This is a genomic window from Vreelandella stevensii S18214, from assembly GCF_000275725.1.
GTDB classification, from domain to species: Bacteria; Pseudomonadota; Gammaproteobacteria; order Pseudomonadales; family Halomonadaceae; genus Vreelandella; species Vreelandella stevensii.
Map to the genome: position 1 here is coordinate 1 of NZ_AJTS01000035.1, position 18,541 is coordinate 18,541.

15 protein-coding genes are annotated in these 18,541 nt (G+C 61.0%); 7 read left to right on the top strand and 8 right to left on the bottom strand.

What is annotated here, in order from left to right; all coding sequences use genetic code 11:
• On the bottom strand, window positions 1-1,438 hold a 1,438-nt coding region (locus HSS18214_RS0106885), incomplete at its 3' end, for a catalase (RefSeq protein WP_016914553.1).
• Between the two features lie 186 nt (window positions 1,439-1,624).
• A complete protein-coding gene (locus HSS18214_RS0106890; protein WP_016914554.1) occupies window positions 1,625-2,656 on the bottom strand; it encodes a succinylglutamate desuccinylase/aspartoacylase family protein in 1,032 nt (343 codons plus the stop codon).
• Window positions 2,657-2,855: 199 nt separating this feature from the next.
• Here HSS18214_RS0106890 and HSS18214_RS0106895 point away from each other — a divergent pair, with 199 nt between their 5' ends.
• Both HSS18214_RS0106895 and HSS18214_RS0106900 read left to right on the top strand, forming a co-directional pair.
• On the top strand, window positions 2,856-3,467 hold the full coding sequence (locus HSS18214_RS0106895; RefSeq protein WP_016914555.1) for a TetR family transcriptional regulator: 612 nt from the start codon (window positions 2,856-2,858) through the stop codon (window positions 3,465-3,467).
• Between the two features lie 61 nt (window positions 3,468-3,528).
• Window positions 3,529-4,458 (top strand): alpha/beta fold hydrolase, encoded by a 930-nt coding sequence (locus tag HSS18214_RS0106900; RefSeq protein WP_016914556.1) that lies wholly within the window; start codon window positions 3,529-3,531, stop codon window positions 4,456-4,458.
• A gap of 6 nt (window positions 4,459-4,464) precedes the next feature.
• On the opposite strand, the gene HSS18214_RS0106905 is transcribed toward HSS18214_RS0106900, so the two are convergent.
• The 5 genes from HSS18214_RS0106905 to HSS18214_RS0106925 all read right to left on the bottom strand — a co-directional run bounded on the left by HSS18214_RS0106905 (window position 4,465) and on the right by HSS18214_RS0106925 (window position 13,473).
• Window positions 4,465-5,139: a hypothetical protein gene (locus tag HSS18214_RS0106905; protein ID WP_016914557.1), complete on the bottom strand. Its 675-nt coding sequence runs from the start codon at window positions 5,137-5,139 to the stop codon at window positions 4,465-4,467.
• A 220-nt stretch (window positions 5,140-5,359) separates the two neighbouring features.
• Entirely contained in the window at window positions 5,360-8,548 is a 3,189-nt protein-coding gene (locus HSS18214_RS0106910) for an efflux RND transporter permease subunit (RefSeq protein WP_016914558.1), read from the bottom strand.
• Complete coding sequence (locus HSS18214_RS0106915) at window positions 8,548-9,828, bottom strand: efflux RND transporter periplasmic adaptor subunit (protein WP_026001788.1); 1,281 nt, start codon at window positions 9,826-9,828, stop codon at window positions 8,548-8,550. Before HSS18214_RS0106915 ends, HSS18214_RS0106910 begins: the two co-directional genes overlap by 1 nt.
• Window positions 9,829-9,894: 66 nt before the next feature.
• Window positions 9,895-11,367, bottom strand: a complete 1,473-nt coding sequence (locus tag HSS18214_RS0106920; RefSeq protein WP_016914560.1) for a TolC family outer membrane protein — start codon at window positions 11,365-11,367, stop codon at window positions 9,895-9,897.
• Window positions 11,368-11,514: 147 nt separating this feature from the next.
• Window positions 11,515-13,473 carry a sigma 54-interacting transcriptional regulator gene (locus HSS18214_RS0106925; protein ID WP_371827790.1) on the bottom strand — a complete coding sequence of 653 codons (1,959 nt, stop codon included), beginning with the start codon at window positions 13,471-13,473 and terminating at the stop codon, window positions 11,515-11,517.
• A gap of 300 nt (window positions 13,474-13,773) precedes the next feature.
• Between HSS18214_RS0106925 and HSS18214_RS0106930 the strand changes: the two genes are divergently transcribed.
• The 5 genes from HSS18214_RS0106930 to HSS18214_RS0106950 all read left to right on the top strand — a co-directional run bounded on the left by HSS18214_RS0106930 (window position 13,774) and on the right by HSS18214_RS0106950 (window position 17,875).
• Window positions 13,774-15,192: a CmpA/NrtA family ABC transporter substrate-binding protein gene (locus HSS18214_RS0106930; RefSeq protein WP_016914562.1), complete on the top strand. Its 1,419-nt coding sequence runs from the start codon at window positions 13,774-13,776 to the stop codon at window positions 15,190-15,192.
• A gap of 2 nt (window positions 15,193-15,194) precedes the next feature.
• Window positions 15,195-16,052 carry a nitrate ABC transporter permease gene (gene ntrB / locus HSS18214_RS0106935; protein WP_016914563.1) on the top strand — a complete coding sequence of 286 codons (858 nt, stop codon included), beginning with the start codon at window positions 15,195-15,197 and terminating at the stop codon, window positions 16,050-16,052.
• Window positions 16,053-16,062: 10 nt separating this feature from the next.
• Window positions 16,063-17,019, top strand: coding sequence for an ABC transporter ATP-binding protein (locus tag HSS18214_RS0106940; RefSeq protein ID WP_016914564.1), 957 nt, complete (start codon window positions 16,063-16,065; stop codon window positions 17,017-17,019).
• Entirely contained in the window at window positions 17,012-17,452 is a 441-nt protein-coding gene (gene cynS, locus HSS18214_RS0106945; RefSeq protein WP_016914565.1) for a cyanase, read from the top strand. The genes HSS18214_RS0106940 and cynS overlap by 8 nt, the downstream gene beginning before the upstream one ends.
• A 111-nt stretch (window positions 17,453-17,563) precedes the next feature.
• Entirely contained in the window at window positions 17,564-17,875 is a 312-nt protein-coding gene (locus HSS18214_RS0106950) for a YqfO family protein (RefSeq protein WP_016914566.1), read from the top strand.
• Window positions 17,876-17,895: 20 nt separating this feature from the next.
• Here HSS18214_RS0106950 and HSS18214_RS0106955 read toward each other — a convergent pair whose 3' ends face one another.
• Entirely contained in the window at window positions 17,896-18,453 is a 558-nt protein-coding gene (locus HSS18214_RS0106955) for an NUDIX hydrolase (protein ID WP_016914567.1), read from the bottom strand.
• Window positions 18,454-18,541 lie beyond the last annotated feature (88 nt).

Below are 18,541 nucleotides of genomic sequence, written 5' to 3' on the forward strand. Positions count from 1 at the left end.
CGCCTTGCTCGATACGCTCTCCCACCTCCTGGTCGATATTGCGCCAATACTCAAACGCCCGGGCCAATACCGGTTCAGAGACGCCGCCCGAGAGATGCCCGACCACATTGGATACCAGCCGCTCACGCTGGGCGTCGTCCATCACGTCGCGCACCAGCGCGTGGGCCTGGCCCCAGTCATCGTCATCTTTTCTGAGCGTGTAGGCCGTCCGTATGAACTGGCCGTCGGTCGACCACACGGCGTCTTCCGGGAAGCGCTGCCCATCTGCCTTGGGGCCACCCTTGCTGTTGGGTGCATAGGTAGGGTCGGTGGCGTGACGAATACGCATTGCGCCCCCTTGGCCATAGCTGTACACCGGGCATTTGGGCGTATTGACCGGAATGTGCTTGTAGTTCACCCCCAGCCGAGCACGGTGCGCGTCGGCATAGGAGATCGCCCTTGCCAGCAGCATCTTGTCCGGCGACAGCCCCGTCCCCGGCACCATGCTGTTGGGCTCGAAAGCGGCCTGCTCGATTTCACTGTGGAAATCAGTGGGGTTCCTGTCCAGCGTCAGCTTGCCCACCTCGATCAGCGGATAGTCGTCATGGGGCCAGATCTTGGTCAGATCGAAAGGGTTGATGCGGTAGGTTTTGGCATCTTCGAAGGGCATGATCTGCATCTTCAAAGTCCAGGTAGGGTGATCCCCCCGCTGAATGGCTTCGAAGAGGTCGCGACGGTGGTAGTCGGCATCGCTACCGGCCATCTGGTCGGCCTGCTCCTGGGTCATGCACTTGATGCCCTGGTCGGTCTTGAAGTGATACTTCACCCAAAACCGCTCGCCTGCCTCATTGACCCACATATAGGTATGGCTGGAATAGCCGTTCATGTGCCGCCACGTGGCAGGCACGCCCCGGTCTCCCATCAGCCATGCCACCTGGTGGGCCGACTCGGGCACCAGCGTCCAGAAATCCCACTGCATGTCGTGGTCTCGCAGGCCGTTGTCAGCCCGACGTTTCTGGGAGTGAATGAAGTGCTGAAACTTCATCGGGTCGCGAACGAAAAACACGGGGGTGTTGTTACCCACCATGTCGAAGTTACCTTCTTCGGTGTAGAACTTGATGGAAAACCCGCGGGGATCCCGCCAAGTGTCTGGGCTTCCGCTCTCGCCTGCCACGGTCGAGAAGCGGATCAGCACATCGGTCTTCTTGCCCGGCTGTAGAAAGCCTGCCTTGGTGTACTGGCTGACATCCTGAGTCACTTCAAAATGACCAAACGCCCCGCTGCCTTTGGCATGGGGCTGACGGTCAGGAATCATTTCACGGTTGAAGGCCGCCATCTGCTCCATCAGATAGTGGTCATGCATGACGATGGGACCATCGGCCCCGACCGAAAGCGAGTGCTCGTCGCTGGCAACCGGAATACCGGCTTCATTGGTGGTGGGGTGCTGGTGGCTACTCATGGCGCTTCCTCCTTGTCACATTCGACCAGACGCCGTTGCGTCGTTGGAAATGGCCCACAGCGCACGAGGCTTTCGCCTTTGCGCTGGCTGGCTCCCCCACAGGTATAGTCAACAAGCAGGCATATCGCCATCCATGGCGCCTTAACGTTGGCTATTGAAGCGATCAATATTTGCTATCAAAAAAGCTCAATACAGGGAGTCGGGAGGCGGTTCCAGGCTGGATTGAAAGCTTTCGATGGCCGTCTCGGCTTCTTCTATCTCATCGAAACGAGCGATGTGATAAAGCGCTTCGCCCTCATTGGCCAGCGGCAAACGGCTCATGCCAATTACGATGCCATCGGCCATGGCCAGCACCTCGCCCTCATCATTGCCGAAGGGGTCCGCTACCTTGCCCAGCACTTCGCCCTTGGCCACGCGCGCCCCCAGGCGCACCTGGGGCCGCAAAATGCCATCGATAGGTGCACGCGCCCAACTGGAGCCATTGGCCAGCTCGGCGGGGGCGGGAGTACGGCGGCGCTGCTCGCCACTCAGCATGCCCAGGCGGCGCATGACCCTGAGAATGCCTTTGACGCCAGGCGCAATCGCCCACTCATCGAAACGCAGTGCCTCACCGGCTTCATAGGTCAGCACGGGAATGCCCAGGTTCTGCGCGTAGTGGCGAAGGCTGCCTTCGCGCAGTTCGGCATTCAGAATGACCGGGGCCCCAAAGGCATCGGCCATGCGCTCTGTTTCGCTGCCAGGGGTCAACTGCGCACGAATTTGCGGCAGGTTGGTGCGATGAATCGCCCCCGTGTGCAGGTCGATGATATGCGTCGCATGATCGACGATCTCATCTCTGAACAACGCCGCAATACGCCCCCCCAGCGAGCCCTTTTCGCTGCCCGGAAAGCAGCGGTTCAAGTCGCGGCGGTCGGGCAGGTAGCGGGTCTGCTGCAAGAAACCGAAGACATTGACCACCGGCACGGCAATCAGCGTTCCGCGCAGGCTGTTGATGGACTTCGAGCGCAGCACGCGCCGCACGATTTCCACGCCGTTGATTTCATCCCCATGAATACCGCCACAGACCAGCATGACCGGCCCCTCTTTGCGGCCATGCACCACCTCGACGGGAATATGCAGCGGTGTGTGGGTGTAGAGGCGTGCCACCGGCACATCGATCTGTAACCGCTGGCCGGGCAACACCTCATGCCCGGCTAGCGTAAAAGGCGCTCGCCCCATGACAACTCCTCGATCAAGCATCGTGCAGTAGCTAAAAGGTTGGAAAACCTGATGTCTGACAACTCTATTTAGCATTATCCGACATCTTTGTTAACGCACGCTATGAAGTTCTGCGATTAACCATACACTTTTGAATGTAAAAAACCGGCGAGTTCATATAAAATACGCCGCATACGTGTCGAGAGTGAGGTGAGGTTCCATGGCAAGAAAAACCAAAGCGGAGGCTGCGGCAACGCGCGAAGCGCTGCTGGATGCGGCTGAAGAGGTGTTTTTCGAAAAAGGCGTTGCTCGCACCTCGCTTGAGCAGATTGCCCGCCATGCGGGGCTGACCCGCGGCGCCGTCTATTGGCACTTCAAGAACAAGGGCGATCTGTTCATGGCACTGGTGGAGCGGGTGCGCATGCCCTTCCAGTCATTGATCGATGAAGTCAATAACGCCGACCCACACGTCTCGCCGCTGGAATCCATTCGCCTGGCCTGCCACGCAGGCTTGCAGCGTATCGAGCAACCTTCCCATCAGCGTATTCTGTCGATCCTGCTTCACCGCTGTGAATTCTTCAGCGATATCAACCCCATTGCCATGCAGGATGAAATCGGCGAAGAGTGCTTCGACGAAATGCTGCCGGTGTTCCAACTGGCCCAGCAACAGCAGGATATGCGCGAAGATATCAGCCCGGAAACCGCCACCCGCCTGATGCAGTGTACACTCGGCGGCCTGTTTCACGACTGGCTGCGCACGCCGGATGCCTTCTCTGTCTCCGAGCGCGGCGCAGAAATCATCGATGCCCTGATCCGCATGATGCGCAAGTAAAGGCTCTACTGCACCGCAGCATTGCATCTATACTACAGGCACCCCATGACAGGAGCCGTGTATGGATGCCTTGGAGTTTGTTCGCGTACGTGAGCTGGAGATTGCGGTTCGCATCTGGAACCCCGATGCCAAACGAACCCTGATTGCCTGGCACGGGCTGGCTCGCCACGGCGGTGATTTTGCCGCCCTGGCCCGCGAGCTCGGCAGCGAATGGCGCGTACTGGCCCCGGACACCCCAGGGCGCGGCCTATCGAGCTGGTCGCTGTTTCCCGCCCATGACTACCTTTACAGCCACTATGTCACCGTTGCCATCGCGCTGCTGGATCACTACCAGTTGGAGCAGGTGGACTGGCTGGGCACCTCCATGGGAGGGCTGCTTGGTATGCTGATCGCCGCCGACGAGCAACACGCCCCGCGCATTGCGCGGCTGGTCCTCAATGACGTTGGGCCCGAGCTCGACAAGGAAGGGCTGATTGCGCTGTCGAGCTACTTTGGCGTCACCCACCGTTTCAACAACTTTGCCAACCTGCAGGCAGAGCTGATCAAGCACTATGCCAGCTTCGGCATCACCAGCGAGGCGGAGTGGCGCGAGCTGGCGCTCAATAGCGCACGACGCCTGCCCGATGGCAGTTGGACCTACCACTTCGACCCTCGCATAGGCGAGCAGTTTATCCACGATACCCCCCGGGATACCTGGGCCGACTGGGCCAAGATACGCTGCCCGCTCATGGTCATTCGGGGTGAAACGTCGGCTCTGCTGGCCGCCGAGACGCTGCCCAAAATGGCCGAGTCACAGCCGTCGTTGGTGACCATGACCGTGCCAGGCTGCGGGCATGCGCCGATGCTCAACGACGCCCAGCAGGTCAAGCCCATACAGCGCTTTCTGACGACTCCGTTAGCTGCGCCGTCCACGGCAACACCTGCCCAGCCAGCTGGCACGTTCAGCCAGTGGCTGGCAGATGTGTGGCGCTACCTGAGAGGCGGTAGATAGGGCTGGTTACGTCGGGTAGCCGTTGGGATGGTGCTTGTGCTGCAAGCGCAGTCTGTTGAGGCGTACCCGCGTATCCAGGTAGTCCTGCTCCATGACGCTACGGTAGGCCCCTTCACTGGCCAGATATTTGACCAATACCCGGTGCTCACCCGGCTGGGGGCAATCCCCCGCCTTGCAATGCAAGCGCACCACGCTGTCCGGCTCATTGAGCAATCGAGCAGTGGCACCGCCCTGCTGGTCTCGCTCGATCACCACCGCGGTAGCGCCCAGCAGGCAACGGCGCTGGAACGGCGCGTAGCGATGCAGCCCACGCTGCAGGGCGTGACACACGGCGGCCGCCAGCGGCGAAGCAACGGCAAAGGAAGCCCACAGCACCAGCACGCCCACGGGCACTCTCAACATGCCCAGCGGTAGCCAGCGTAGCACCAGTAGTTCGACGGCCAGCGAGATGGTGCCTGCCAATAGAACGAGCAGGCTCAGCGCCAGCGAGGCCGGCACGCCTGCAAACCCCAGCGAGACGAGCGTGCTCGCCATGTGGTCATCGCGGAGGCTATCGCGTTCGAACAGCTCCAACGGCGCCAATCGCAACAACACCAGCAGCCAATAGAGCGTGCCCAGCACCAGCAACAGGGCAAAGACGATGGTTGGAAACTGCAGAGCAGCAGACATGAAGGTTTGCATGGCGTGTTCTCCTCCGGGCAAGTTGCCCGGTCTTGTTCTCGCCTGAGCCTATTGTCGACCATTATTGTGCTACTCAGGCTAAAACGATGGTCACTTTCAGCTTAGCTCATCTTAGCCATGTCAGTAGCTCGGGCATTGACCCGTATCAGCCTTTGGCCCGACGCCCACAAAAAACGGGCACCCCGTGGGGTGCCCGTCTGGTGGATCGCTGGCGATCAGGTCAGGCCTGATCGTGCCCCAGCGCCGCCTGCTCATCCTCCTTGCGTTCAGGATGACGCTTGCGGTAGAGCCAGTCAGAAACAGTGGCAATCATGGCGTAGAAGCTGGGAATGAACAGGCTGCCCAGAATAGCGACAGACGCCATGCCCACGGCCACCGTGGTGCCGATATGGTGGCTACTGACATCACTGGCCCCGGTGGCCAGGGCCAGCGGCAGCGTACCAAAGATGAACGCCAGCGAGGTCATGACGATGGGCCGGAAGCGCAGCTCGGCCGCCGTGATCGCGGCTTCACGAATCGTCTTGCCCTGCTCTTTACGCTGCAGCTCGGCAAACTCGACGATCAGGATCGCGTTCTTGGCCGCCAGCCCCACGACCACCAGCATACCGATTTGCACGTAGACACTGGTATCCAGCCCGCGCAGCACGATACCGCCAATCCCCCCGAGGAAGGCAAACGGGGTGGCCGTCAAGACCGCCAGCGGCAAGGACCAGCTCTCGTACTGGGCTGCCAGGATCAGGAACACCATCAGGATACCGAACACGATGGCCAGCATGGCGGTATTGCCCAGGTTGGCTTCCTGATACGCGGTACCGGTCCAGCCCATGCCCCAGTTCGGCCCCAGCGTTTCCAGCACGACTTCTTCCATGGCCGCGATGGCTTGCGCCGAGCTGTAGCCCGGAGCCGCCCCGCCCTGGAACTGCGCCCCGGTATACACCCCGAAGCGTGACACCACCGAAGGCCCGACCTGGCGCTCCAGCGTCACGAACTCGGATAACGGGATGCGCTCACCGTTGCCGCCCCGCACGTAGACATTGTTGATGTCTTCGGGGGTCTTGCGGAACTCGTCCTCGTTCTGCAGATACACCTGGAAGTTACGGTTCTGGTAGCTGAAGAAGTTGACGAAGCCATTACCGAAGGTATTGGAAAGTGCCGAAGAGATATTCTCCAGGGCCACGCCGTAGCTCAACGCTTTCTGCTGGTCGATCTCCGCCCGGAACGAGGGAACGTTCACGTTGAACGTGGAGAATACTTGATTCAGCGCAGGGTGCTGGTTCGCCGCCCCCATGATCTGCAGCGATGCTTCATACAGCTCACGGGGCGATGCGCCGTCGAAGGATTGCAGGTAGCCGGTGAAGCCCCCAGTGGTCGACAGCCCCATGATGGGCGGCACGTTGAAGGCCATGGCCGAACCACCGTCGATGCTGGCACCCAGCTGCATGATACGGCCCACCAGCTCGTTGGCGGTCAGGTCGCGCTCCGACCAAGGCTGCATGTTGACGAACATGATCCCGCGTGCGGTGTTCACCGCGCTGGAGAGAATGTCATACCCCGCCACCGCCGAGGAGTACTGCACGCCGGGGATATCTTCAATGGCAGCACTTAGCTCGGCCATGTAGTTCTGGGTACGATCCAGCGAGGCAGCGTCCGGCAGCGACACGCTGACCAGCACGATCCCCTGGTCCGTTTCGGGCACCAGCGTGGAGGGCGTATTGGCATACAGCCAGTAAGAGCCCGCCCCTACCGCCACGGTCAGCGCCAGCGCCAGCACCCAGAAGCGCACCAGCTTCTTCACGAACCACATGTAGAGCGCCGTGAAGCCTGCAAAGAAACGATCGAACAGGCGCAGCGGCGTGGTAATGGCTCGCTTGAAAGCGGACTGACGGGTCTTGTGCAGGTTGTGCTTGATGAAGATCGCGGACAGCGCCGGGGTGAAGGTCAGTGCCATCAGCGCCGACAACGCCACCGAGATCGCCACGGTAATCGCGAACTGCTGGTAGATCTGGCCCGTGAAGCCACCCATGAAGGCTACCGGCACGAACACCGCCGCCATGATCAGTGACGTGGCGATGACCGGCCCACCGACCTCTTTCATGGCGCGAATGGTGGCATCGCGAACGCTGATATCGTCCTCTTCGCTGAGCACCCGCTCGACGTTCTCCACCACCAGAATCGCGTCATCCACCACGATACCGATCGACAGCACCAGCGCGAACAGCGTCAACAGGTTGATCGAGAAGTCGAACAGGTAGAAGCCGGCAAAGGTACCAATCACCGAGACCGGCACCACCGACATGGCGATGACCGTGAAGCGCCAGTTCTGCAGGAAGATGAACAGAATCACGATAACGATCAGGAACGCTTCGATGAACGTCTTGAGCACCGTCTCGACGGACGCATCGATGAACAGCGTCGTATCGTAAGGCGTCACGTACTCGAGCCCCGGCGGGAAGCGTTCAGCCAGCTCTTCCATGGTCGCCCGAACCGAGTTGGCCGTCTCCAGCGCGTTGGCGCCCGGCTGCTGGTTGATGATGATGGGCGTCATGGTCGCGCCGTTCAAACGCGCATCCACACCGTAGAAGGAGGCGCCCAGCTCGATCCGCGCCACGTCTTCCAGGCGCAGCGAAGAACCATCGGCATTGGTGCGCAGGAAGATGTTGCGGAAATCATCCGGGCTGGAAAGACGCCCGCCAGCGGTAATGGTGTAGGTATAGGCACGCGGCTCGCTCTGGGGCGTCGCGGCAAGATTACCGGCCGGAATTTCGGTGTTCTGAGCGCGAATGGCACTGGCCACTTCGCTCGGGGTCAGGTCGTACTGGGCCAGCTTGTCGGGATCCATCCAGATCCGCATGGCAAACTCGCCTCCCCCCAGCACCTCGGCATTGCCCACCCCAGGCACCTGACGCAGCTCATCGAGAATGTTGAGGGTGGCGTAGTTCTGCATGTAAACATTGTTGTAGTCACCGCTGGGCGAGGTCAGCGCGACCAGCATCAGAATGGAGTCGGAACGCAGCTCCACGGTGACACCCTGAGACTGAACGGCCTCTGGCAACTGGGACAAGGCCCCCTGCACGCGGTTGTTGACGTTGATGGTGTTGATATCACCATCGGTACCGATGTTGAACGCCACGCTCAGGCTCATCAGGCCGTTGTCGGCGCTGTTGGAGGTCATGTACAGCATATCCTCCACGCCGTTGATGGCTTCCGCCAGGGGCGCGGCCACGGTCTGTGCCACGGTCTCGGCATCGGCACCGGGGAACTGTGCCTGTACCGAGACCGTGGGCGGCACCACGCTGGGATACTGCTCGATGGGCAGTATCCGCATCGCCATCGCGCCTACCAGCGTCAGGATAATCGCCAGCACCGTGGCGAATATCGGACGACTGATAAAGAAGTTAGAGAAATTCATTATTGAGCACCCTCTTCCCCTTCCGCGGGCGCTTCACCAGCGCCTTCGGACATCTCGGCAGCCGCTTCGGCCTGCTCCTGCTGCTCCTGCGCTTCGGCTTCTTCCACGTCATCGACCAGCTGTTCTGCATCGCCATCGAAACGCACCGGGTCGATCACCATGCCCGGTTCGAGACCCGCCGGGTCACCCACTACGACGCTCTCGCCAGGTTCCAGGCCATCCACGATGATCTGCCAGGGGCCAGCCACATCGCCCAGTTGAACCGTCCGCTCACGCGCCTTGCTCTCGTCATCCAGTACGAAGACACGAGGGCCCATCAGCCCCTGGGTAACGGCAATTTCAGGCACCGCGATGACGTCGAACCGCTTGAGGCCTTCGAGGCGAACGCGCACGAACTGGCCAGGCAACACATCACCATTGGGGTTGTCGAACGTGGCCGAGGCTTGCACCGTACTGGTACCGGTATCCACGCGGGAACCGAGGTAGTTCAAGCGTCCCGCCAGCTCACCCCCAGCGCTACCCGCTAACCCGGGCACGCTGAGATGGGCGGTAATGGAGGACATGTCACCGGCGCTTGCGGCCAACTGGCGACGCAGCTCGAAGGCATCGCGCTGAGGTAGCTGAAAGCGCACTTCCAGCGGGTCCAGAGGCGTGATGGTGGCCAGCTCAGTGCCTGACGTGACCAGGTTGCCCACGTTGACTTGGCTCAAGCTGATCATGCCCGAAACGGGCGCGGTGACGTTGGAGTAGCCCAGGTCCAGATTGGCACTGGTGAGGGCGGCTTCCGCTTGTGCCACGCTGGCCTGCGCAACCCGCTGCTCTGCCAGCGCCTGGTCGTACTGCTGGCGGCTGACCGAGTTCTGGCTCAGCAGCTGCTCGAAACGCTGCGCATCCCGCTGGGCGCGTGCCAGCTCTGCCCGGGCGCTCTGCAGGTCTGCTTCACGCTGGTTCACCGTGGCCTGGTACAAGTCCGGCTCGATGGTGTAGAGGCGATCTCCCTCCTCGACCATTTGCCCGGGTTCGAAATGCCGCTCTTCCAGAAAGCCGTTGACCCGCGCCACCAGCGTGACTTCACTGTCGCTGCGCAGCAGCGAAGGGTAGGACTTGTTGAGCGGAATGTCCTGACGGCTTACTTCAGCGACTTCCACCGCGTGGGGCCGCGCTTCCTGCTGCTGGCCCTGCGGCTCCTGGGATGGCTGTTCCTGGCCACAGGCGGTCAGCGCCAGCACGGCGATCAGCGTCACCAGGCTCGCCCGGGTGGAGTGCATCACTCTTTTCATGCGTCGAATTCCCATTCATTTTTTCTGTACGTTGACGGATCGCAGGCGTGCCCCCACTGGCCGCGCTCAGGCGCCTGGGGTAGGAGGAGCACCAATGTCCATCGCGCGCTGGTAAGTGTCAGGCGCGTTGCTTTCAGGCAGGGTGAAGTTGACGCTGTCACCGGTCAGCCAGGCATTGACTTCCTCGATGGCCGCCACGTCCAGCATGCCCGACTGCTGGCGCAGCGACATCAGATTCACCACGTAGTCGTAGCGCGCTTCGGCGTAGCTGGCGATAGCGTTATAGAGGTTCTGCTCGGCATTCAGCACATCGACGATATTGCGGGTACCCACCTCGTAGCCTGCGCGCGTCGCTTCCAGAGCGCTGCGGGTAGACACGATGGCCTGGCGGCGAGCATCCACGGTTTCCACGTTGTTGCTGACCTGGGTGTACAGCGAGCGCACCTGTTGAATCGTGGTGCGGCGCTGGGACTCGAAGTCGTACTGGCTACTTTCGAGCTGGAAGGTGCCCTGACGAATACGCGCACTGGTGCTGCCACCGGTGTAAATCGGCAGGTTGGCGGAAACGCCTACCTGGCTAGAAGAGTTGTAGCCACTGACCACATCGCTGTCGCTTTCCGAGTATTGATAGTTGGCGAACGCCTGCACGGTGGGTAGACGTCCTGCCCGGGCGATTTCCACACCGGCCCGAGACAGCTCGATGCCTGCCCGCTGGGCCAGTACCTGCGGGTTGCGCTCCAGTGCCTGGTCGACCCAATAGTCACGGTCGGTGGGCGCAGGTAGCGCAATCGGCATGGCGTCGCCCAAGGCATCGATGTTGGCGTAACGCTGCCCGGTCAACTGCTCCAGCGCTTCGAACGCCACTTGCAGGCTGCTCTCGGCGGCAATGCGGTCGGCCCGAGACTGGTCGAAGCTGGCCCGCGCCTCCTCCACTTCGGTAATCGCAATCAGCCCGACTTCGAACTGCTCGCGGGCCTGCTCCAGCTGGCGGCCAATGGCGCGCTCTTGCGCCTGACGCGCTTCCAGAACCTCATGGGCGCGCAGAATATCGAAGTAAGCGCTGACCACGTCGATGAGCAGCTGCTGTTCCGTCGCGGCCAGCAGGTAAACCTGCTGATCGATCTGGCGCTCGGCCTGGTTGAGTTCCTGGCGCGTCACGGCATTGAACAGCGCTTGGGTCGCTTCCAACGACAGCGATGCGGTGTTGAAGCGATCATCGCTGACCCCCACTGCAGCCTGGTCGGCCCCTACGTCGACGCCTGCCCCCCGCGCAGAGCCCTGGCTTTCGTACTGCTGGTTATGCACGACGCTCCCGGAAGCATTCACTTGGGGCAGCAAGCCACCGCGCACCACGTCCCGGCCCGCCTCTACGCCAGAAAATTCGGCGCGTGCCGAGGCAAGGGCGGCGTTGTTGTTCAACGCATCACGGGTAATGGTGACCAGGTCAGCCGCCTGGGCAGGCAGAATGAAGGAGGAGGTCAGCACGGCCAGTAGCAAGGGGCGTAAAGGGGCATTGACTGCCCAGTGTGCTAGTCGCATGGGATTGCCTCTAGGTGTCAACGTTGGAAGACGCACAGCGCCAGTCTGAAAGAGTGGGCATTATAGTTACATTCATGTATGTATGCTAGCCTTGAACTTGGCGAATTTGTGTGTACAAAGCGCCTACCCAGCCCAGGCCCTTTTACCTTAGTCCAATGCACCGTTGGTGGGGGGCTTTTTACGCTCACGGCACTTGAATTGCCGAGGGTCGATGCCCCATTTTTGCAGCCGGGAGGCCAGCGTCGTTGGCTTGACGCCCAATAGCTCCGCCGCCCCACCCGCACCAGAGATCTTGCCCTGTGTCGCTGCCAGCGCCTTCAGCGCATTGTCCCGCTGGTGCTGCTGTAGCGCCTGTTCGGTCATCGGCGTTTCGGCAAGGGGCTCGGCGCCCTTGTCACGCTCCGCCATGACCTGCCCCGGCACACTGGGCTCCGGCGGCAACAGGTCGTCGAAGCAGAGTCGGCGGTCCTGGGTCACGATCACCTGTCGTTCGATGACGTTTTCGAGCTCGCGGATATTGCCAGGCCATGGATAGCGGGTCAGCAGCTCCAATTGGGCGGGAGGAATACGCACGCCCGGCTTGTTGAACTTCAAGCAGGCACGGTGCAGAAAATGTCGCGCCAGCAAAGGCACATCCTCGATGCGCTTACGCAGCGGCACTGAATCGATAGGAAACACGTTGAGCCGGAAATAGAGATCCTCTCGGAAATGCCCGGCGTCGATCATCTCTTTCAAATCACGGTTGGTGGCCGCAATCACGCGCACGTCCACTTCGCGGGTGCGGTTGTCTCCCACTCGCTCGAACTGCTGATCCTGCAATACGCGCAGCAGCTTGCTCTGCAGCTCCAGCGGAATTTCTCCCACCTCGTCAAGAAACAGCGTACCGCCGTGAGCCAGCTCGAAACGCCCCGGACGGTCCTGCATCGCCCCGGTAAAGGCCCCTTTGACATGGCCAAAGAACTCGCTTTCGAACAGATCTCGCGGTATGGCGGCACAGTTGACCCGAATCAGCGGCCGGTCGCTGCGCCCACTCCCGGCATGAATGGCCCTGGCGATCAGCTCCTTGCCCGTGCCGGACTCACCGCTGATCAAGACGTTGGCCCCGGTCGGCGCCACCATGGCAATCTGCTGGATCAATTTGGCCACCGCCGGGCTGTTGCCCACGATATTGCGGTGATTGACCTCTGCCTTGATCTCCTCCTGGAGGTATTCGTTCTCCAGCTCCAGCCGCCGCTTCAGCGACTCGACCTCCTCCAGGGCATCGCGCAACTGCTGCTCTGCCCGCTTGCGTTCGCGGATATCGCGAAACAGCACCACGGCCCCCACCAGCCGCCCCATCTCGAAAATGGGGGTGCTCGTATACTCGACGGGAATCGCCTCACCGTTCTTGTGCCAGAACACTTCATCGTCGACGTGGTGCACCTGGCCATCGCTGAACGAGGCATGGATGGGGCACTGCTGCACCGGGAAATGCGAGCCATCGGCATGGGTATGGTGAAACATCAAATGCGCATCGTGGCCCACCATATCCTCGGTGCTCCAGCCCAGAATGCGCTCGGCCGCTGGATTGACGAAAGTGGTTCTGCCCTGCGCATCCAGCCCGTAGATGCCCTCTCCGGCGGCGCTGAGAATCAGCTGGTTCTGCCTTTCGATTCGCTCGAACACCTGCTCGACGCGCTGCCACCCTACATCCCCCTGGCGATGCTGACGCCCCAGCTCGGCTCGGGCGCGCCGCTGTTCGGCCTTCTGCCGGTCGATCAGGGTCAACAACAGCCGCGGGGTGTCCGGCAAACGCTCACCGAAAACTTCTACCCGGCGTGGCTGACGCACGCTGTCCAGCACCACCAGGTCATCCGACCACGCCTGCCCGGTAGTCAATACCTCATCGGTAAAGCTGACCCACAGCGGCAAGGAGGCACTCAACCGATGGCTGAACGGCGACGCTCGCCAATCGCCCTCTTCCAGCATCAACAGTTGGCAGGCAGACGCATTGGCAGCCACCAGCTCATCGGCCAGCGGGTCGATCACCAGCATGGCCAGCGGGGCATGGCTGGCCATGAGCTTGAGCGACGGCTCGCTCATCAAAGGCTCGGTCGTCATGGGCATGGGGGGCATCTGCATCTCCTGGCGATGGCGGCGACATACCCACTACCCATACAAACAGCGGGCCAATAACGAGATTTCGTCATTTAAACAACGAAATATCGTTATTAACGAAAAATCGTCGTTTTCAAGCATGGCCTCCAAGATTCCACCAAACACCACAACTCATTGAATTTATGAATTTTTAAACAAAACGGACGGTTGTGGCACACAAGTCGCACTATCGAAACAGTGCCGCAACGCTCTGTTTCGCACCAAGACGGCGCAGCTAGAAGCCCATTTGCTCCTGAGAGGTGAACGCCCATGAAAGAGAACAATGACCACAGCAGTCTCGGCAACCCTTTCGATCACCGTCAATCGCTGATCCATGGCCGCCAGTGTGATTGCCACCAGTGCCACCCTGCCCGCCCCAGCGTATCTTCCCATCAGGCCACCCTGGCCAGTGGTGAAGCGCCGCCCAGCAATGCCGAACAGATCATGGACCGGGTGGTGGAGAGCGCGCTGGTTCGCGGCATCTTTGGCCATAGCGACATGCACCGTCGGCAATTCATGAAGCTGGTAGGCGGCGGCACCGCGGCAGCGGCCCTGGCCACTTTGCTGCCCATGGAGTCGATCAAGGCGGCGGTCAAGGAGAGCCTGGGCCCGCTGGAGAAAACCGAGCTGGACATCGGCTTCATTCCGATCACCTGCGCCACGCCCATCATCATGGCCCACCCCATGGGGTTTTATGAGCGTTACGGCCTGAACGTCAATGTGATCAAGACCGCTGGCTGGGCGCTGATTCGCGATAACTCGCTGAACGACCGGTACGATGCCGCCCACATGCTCTCCCCCATGCCGCTGGCCATGAGCCTGGGAGCAGGCTCGACCCAGCGGGCCTTCGTGACGCCTGCCATCGAGAACGTCAATGGGCAAGCCATCGTGCTGCACAACGACCACCAGGACAAGCGTGACCCGCAGCAGTGGAAAGGCTTCACCTTCGGCGTGCCCTTCGAATACTCCATGCACAACTTCCTGCTGCGCTACTACGTGGCCGAGCATGGCCTGGACCCGGATCAGGACATTCAGATTCGCGTCATTCCGCCCCCCGAAATGGTCGCCAACCTGCGCGCGGGCAACATCGATGGGTTTCTCTCCCCCGACCCGTTCAATCAGCGCGCCGTGTTCGAGCGCATCGGCTTCATTCATCTGCTCACCAAGGAGATCTGGGACGGCCACCCGTGCTGCGCCTTTGCCACCAGCGCTCGCTTTGCCCAGCAAAACCCCAACACCTACGGCGCGCTGCTGCGGGCGATCATCGATGCCACCCAATACTCGTCCGACCCGGCCAACCGTTCGGAAATCGCCGAGGCCATTGCCCCGACCAACTACCTGAACCAGCCGGTCACGGTGATCGAGCAGGTGCTGACAGGGCGTTTTGCCGATGGCCTGGGAAATGTTCAGAACGTGCCGGACCGGATCGACTTCGACCCCTTCCCTTGGCAATCCATGGCCGTCTGGATCCTGACCCAGATGAAACGCTGGGGCTACATCGAGGGCAGCGTCGATTATCAGCAGATTGCCCGGGATGTCTTTTTGGCCAGCGAAGCACGCACGGTGATGAACGAGCTGGGCTACGACGCCCCCGAAGAGACCTCGCGCAACTACCAGATCATGGGCAAGACCTTCGACTACACCGACCCCGAAGGGTATCTGGCCAGCTTTGATATCCGCAGGAGCTAATCATGGACCGCACCACCACCGACTGGAACATCAGCCTGAACGTGCGCGCTGGCTTGTTAGCCTTCGTCCTGCTCGCCGTACTGCTGGGGCTTTGGGAAGGACTCGACCGCTCGCCGCTGATGGGCGGCACGGAAGAGCTGAGCGAATACGAGCTGCTGCTGGGCGGGGCCGATGAAACGGCCCGCGTTCCCCCGCCTTCAGCGATTTTCGAGCGGGCCTGGGAGCAGCTTTCCAACCCTTTCTATGATGCAGGCCCCAACGACAAGGGGATCGGCATCCAACTGGGTTACTCCCTTTACCGCGTGCTCAGCGGCTATCTCATGGCCGCCGTGGTGGCGATCCCCATCGGCTTTCTGATTGGCATGTCACCGCTGGCGTATAAAGCGCTCAACCCGTTCATTCAGGTCTTGCGGCCGATTTCTCCCTTGGCCTGGATGCCTCTGGCGCTATTCATCATCCGGGATGCCGAAGCCTCGGCCATCTTCGTGATCTTTATCTGTTCCATTTGGCCGATGCTGCTCAATACCGCCTTTGGCGTGGCCGGCGTGCGCAGCGACTGGGTGAACGTGGCACGCACCCATGAACTGTCGCCGCTGCAAACGGCCTTCAAGGTCATTCTGCCCGCCGCGGCCCCGACCATTCTCACCGGCATGCGCATCTCCATCGGTATTGCCTGGCTGGTCATCGTCGCCGCAGAAATGCTCGTGGGTGGTACCGGCATCGGCTACTACGTCTGGAACGAGTGGAACAACCTGGACCTGACCAGCGTGATCTTTTCCATCCTGATGATTGGCGTCGTCGGCATGCTGCTGGATATGTCGCTGGGCTATGTCGCCCGTTTCGTCACCTACGCCGAATAAGGAGCCTGTCATGAGTCATGCCTTTGTAGAGGTGCAGAAGGCCGCCAAACGCTTCCCCGGCGCTGGCAAGGACGCTGCACCGCTCACGGTCTTCGAAGACATCAGCTTTCAGCTCAAGAAGGGCGAGTTCGTCTGCATCATTGGCCACTCCGGCTGTGGCAAATCCACCATCATGAACGCGCTGGCCGGGCTGGATCAGTTCTCCGAAGGCTCCATGGTCATGGATGGCAAGGAGATCCATGGGCCGAGCCTCGAACGTGGCGTGGTGTTTCAAAACTACAGCCTGCTGCCCTGGCTCACTGCGCTGGACAACGTGCGCTTTGGCGTACGTGCCCGCTGGCCCGCCTGGAGCGAGCACGAGATCACCGAACACAGCATGCAATATCTGACCCTGGTGGGCTTGAAAGAAGTGGTCGACCGCAAGCCCGCCCAGCTCTCTGGCGGCATGCGCCAGCGGGTCAGCATCGCGCGTGCGTTTGCCACCAAGCCTAAGTTGCTGCTGCTGGATGAGCCCTTTGGGGCCCTGGATGCCCTCACTCGCGGCGTCATCCAGGACGAACTGGTCAAGATCTGGAGCCAGGACCAGCAGACCGTGTTCATGATCACCCACGACGTGGACGAAGCCATTCTGCTGGCCGACCGTATCTTCCTGATGACCAACGGCCCCCAGGCGCGGATTGCCGAAGCGGTCGAAATCGACCTGCCACGGCCGCGCCAGCGGGCGGAGATCGTCAAGCATCCCCACTTTTATACGATTCGCAACTACCTCGTCGATTTCCTGGTGAACCGCTCCAGTGAGCTACGTACCCAGGAGTCCGACGGTAAGGGCCTGCGCTACCCCACACCGGTCAACCCCGTGACCCTGGCAGAAGGCAGCGCCACGCCCGTCTCTACTCCGGCACCGACGACGGTGCCGCCCCAGGAAAAGCTGGTCACATTTACTCCCAAGGAGATCCGTCATGGATAAGCTTGAAATGCGTCACACCCTTCTGGCCGCCAAGGCACGCAAGCAAATGAGCTGGGACGAGATTGCCAGCGCGGTCGGCATGTCACCGGTCTGGGTGGCGTCAGCCTGCTACGGCATGAACAGTGCCAGTGCCGATGTCGCCCATAAACTGTGCGACGTGCTGGAAGTCGATGGCGACGTGGCCACCGCGCTGACCGCCTTCCCCACCAAGGCGTGGGATGAGGCCATTCCCCAGGACCCCTTCATCTACCGCCTGTACGAAGTGGTCGGCGTTTACGGTGAAACCCTCAAGGATGTCGTGCAGGAGAAGTTTGGCGACGGCATCATGAGCGCCATCGACTTCACCATGGATATGGAAAAGATCGAAGACCCCAAAGGCGACCGCGTGCTGCTCACCCTGAACGGCAAGTTCCTGCCTTATAAATCCTGGTAAGCCAGCGACAGGGCACCGCCCCCTGACAGGGTGGCGGTGCCCAACCTACCGCCAAATCGCGTATCATGTGGCCCTCTGCTGACTTTCGCCGCTCAAAAAGGGTCATGATCCATGTATAAACTCGCTTTTTTTGTTCCTGTTGACCATGTGGAGAGCGTCAAGCGCGCCGTGTTCGACGCGGGTGCGGGGCGTATCGGTGATTATGAGCACGTCTGTTTCCAGACCCGCGGCACCGGCCAGTTTCGGCCGATGGAGGGTGCCGAACCGCATATCGGTCAGGTAGGCACCCTGGAGCGGGTGGAAGAGTTCAAGGTGGAGCTGGTCTGTGACGACGCGCACATCCAGGCGGCCATTGCCGCCCTCAAGCTGGCCCACCCCTACGAGGAAGTGGCCTACGACGTGTGGCAGTTGGCCAACCTGTAGGCGTCCTCTCCGCTGCCTCATCAGGCACTGCCGAAGTAGCGCTCGCGGTCTTCGGGTGTGATCTTGCTGATGTGCAGCGGAAATTCCGCCTGCTGGCGATCTTCGAAGTAGTGCCGCAGGGTCCGCTCGATGGTGGGGAAGGCCAGCGCGTCCCAGGGGATTTCGTGCTCTTCGAAAAGCGCCACCTCCAGGCTTTCTGGTCCGGCACTGAAGCCACCCACCAGGTCGGCACGAAAAATCATGTAGACTTGATTGATGTGCGGCAGGTCGATCAAGGTGTACAGGTCTCCCAGCGCGACGTCGGCGAAGGCCTCTTCCCAGGTCTCCCGGGATGCGGCCTGCTGCGTGGTTTCGGCGTTTTCCATATAGCCTGCCGGCAGCGTCCAGTACCCTTTGCGCGGCGCAATGGCGCGTTTGCACAGCAAGACCTTCGAGCCGCTCACCGGCAGCGTACCCGCCACAATGCGCGGATTCTGGTAGTGAATGGTACCGCAGGCATCGCACAGGTAGCGGGGGCGGTCATCTCCTTCAGGCACCGCAAAGCGGACTTTTTCACCACACTGACTACAAAAGTTCATCGCGTTTTCTCTATGGCTGGAAGGGCGAGCTATCAACGCGCTTGACGCTGATCGTCATGGCTGGGTAAAAGAGAACAAAGTCACGGGA

Coding starts and splice junctions, on each gene's coding strand:
- HSS18214_RS0106890 (WP_016914554.1), bottom strand. CDS start 2,656: ATGGGGCGAGCGCCTTTTACGCTAGCCGGGCATGAGGTGTTGCCCGGC.
- HSS18214_RS0106955 (WP_016914567.1), bottom strand. CDS start 18,453: ATGAACTTTTGTAGTCAGTGTGGTGAAAAAGTCCGCTTTGCGGTGCCT.
- HSS18214_RS0106940 (WP_016914564.1), top strand. CDS start 16,063: ATGAGTCATGCCTTTGTAGAGGTGCAGAAGGCCGCCAAACGCTTCCCC.
- HSS18214_RS0106925 (WP_371827790.1), bottom strand. CDS start 13,473: ATGCCCATGACGACCGAGCCTTTGATGAGCGAGCCGTCGCTCAAGCTC.
- HSS18214_RS0106950 (WP_016914566.1), top strand. CDS start 17,564: ATGTATAAACTCGCTTTTTTTGTTCCTGTTGACCATGTGGAGAGCGTC.
- HSS18214_RS0106910 (WP_016914558.1), bottom strand. CDS start 8,548: ATGAATTTCTCTAACTTCTTTATCAGTCGTCCGATATTCGCCACGGTG.
- HSS18214_RS0106920 (WP_016914560.1), bottom strand. CDS start 11,367: ATGCGACTAGCACACTGGGCAGTCAATGCCCCTTTACGCCCCTTGCTA.
- HSS18214_RS0106905 (WP_016914557.1), bottom strand. CDS start 5,139: ATGCAAACCTTCATGTCTGCTGCTCTGCAGTTTCCAACCATCGTCTTT.
- HSS18214_RS0106915 (WP_026001788.1), bottom strand. CDS start 9,828: ATGAAAAGAGTGATGCACTCCACCCGGGCGAGCCTGGTGACGCTGATC.
- HSS18214_RS0106895 (WP_016914555.1), top strand. CDS start 2,856: ATGGCAAGAAAAACCAAAGCGGAGGCTGCGGCAACGCGCGAAGCGCTG.
- HSS18214_RS0106900 (WP_016914556.1), top strand. CDS start 3,529: ATGGATGCCTTGGAGTTTGTTCGCGTACGTGAGCTGGAGATTGCGGTT.
- ntrB (WP_016914563.1), top strand. CDS start 15,195: ATGGACCGCACCACCACCGACTGGAACATCAGCCTGAACGTGCGCGCT.
- cynS (WP_016914565.1), top strand. CDS start 17,012: ATGGATAAGCTTGAAATGCGTCACACCCTTCTGGCCGCCAAGGCACGC.
- HSS18214_RS0106930 (WP_016914562.1), top strand. CDS start 13,774: ATGAAAGAGAACAATGACCACAGCAGTCTCGGCAACCCTTTCGATCAC.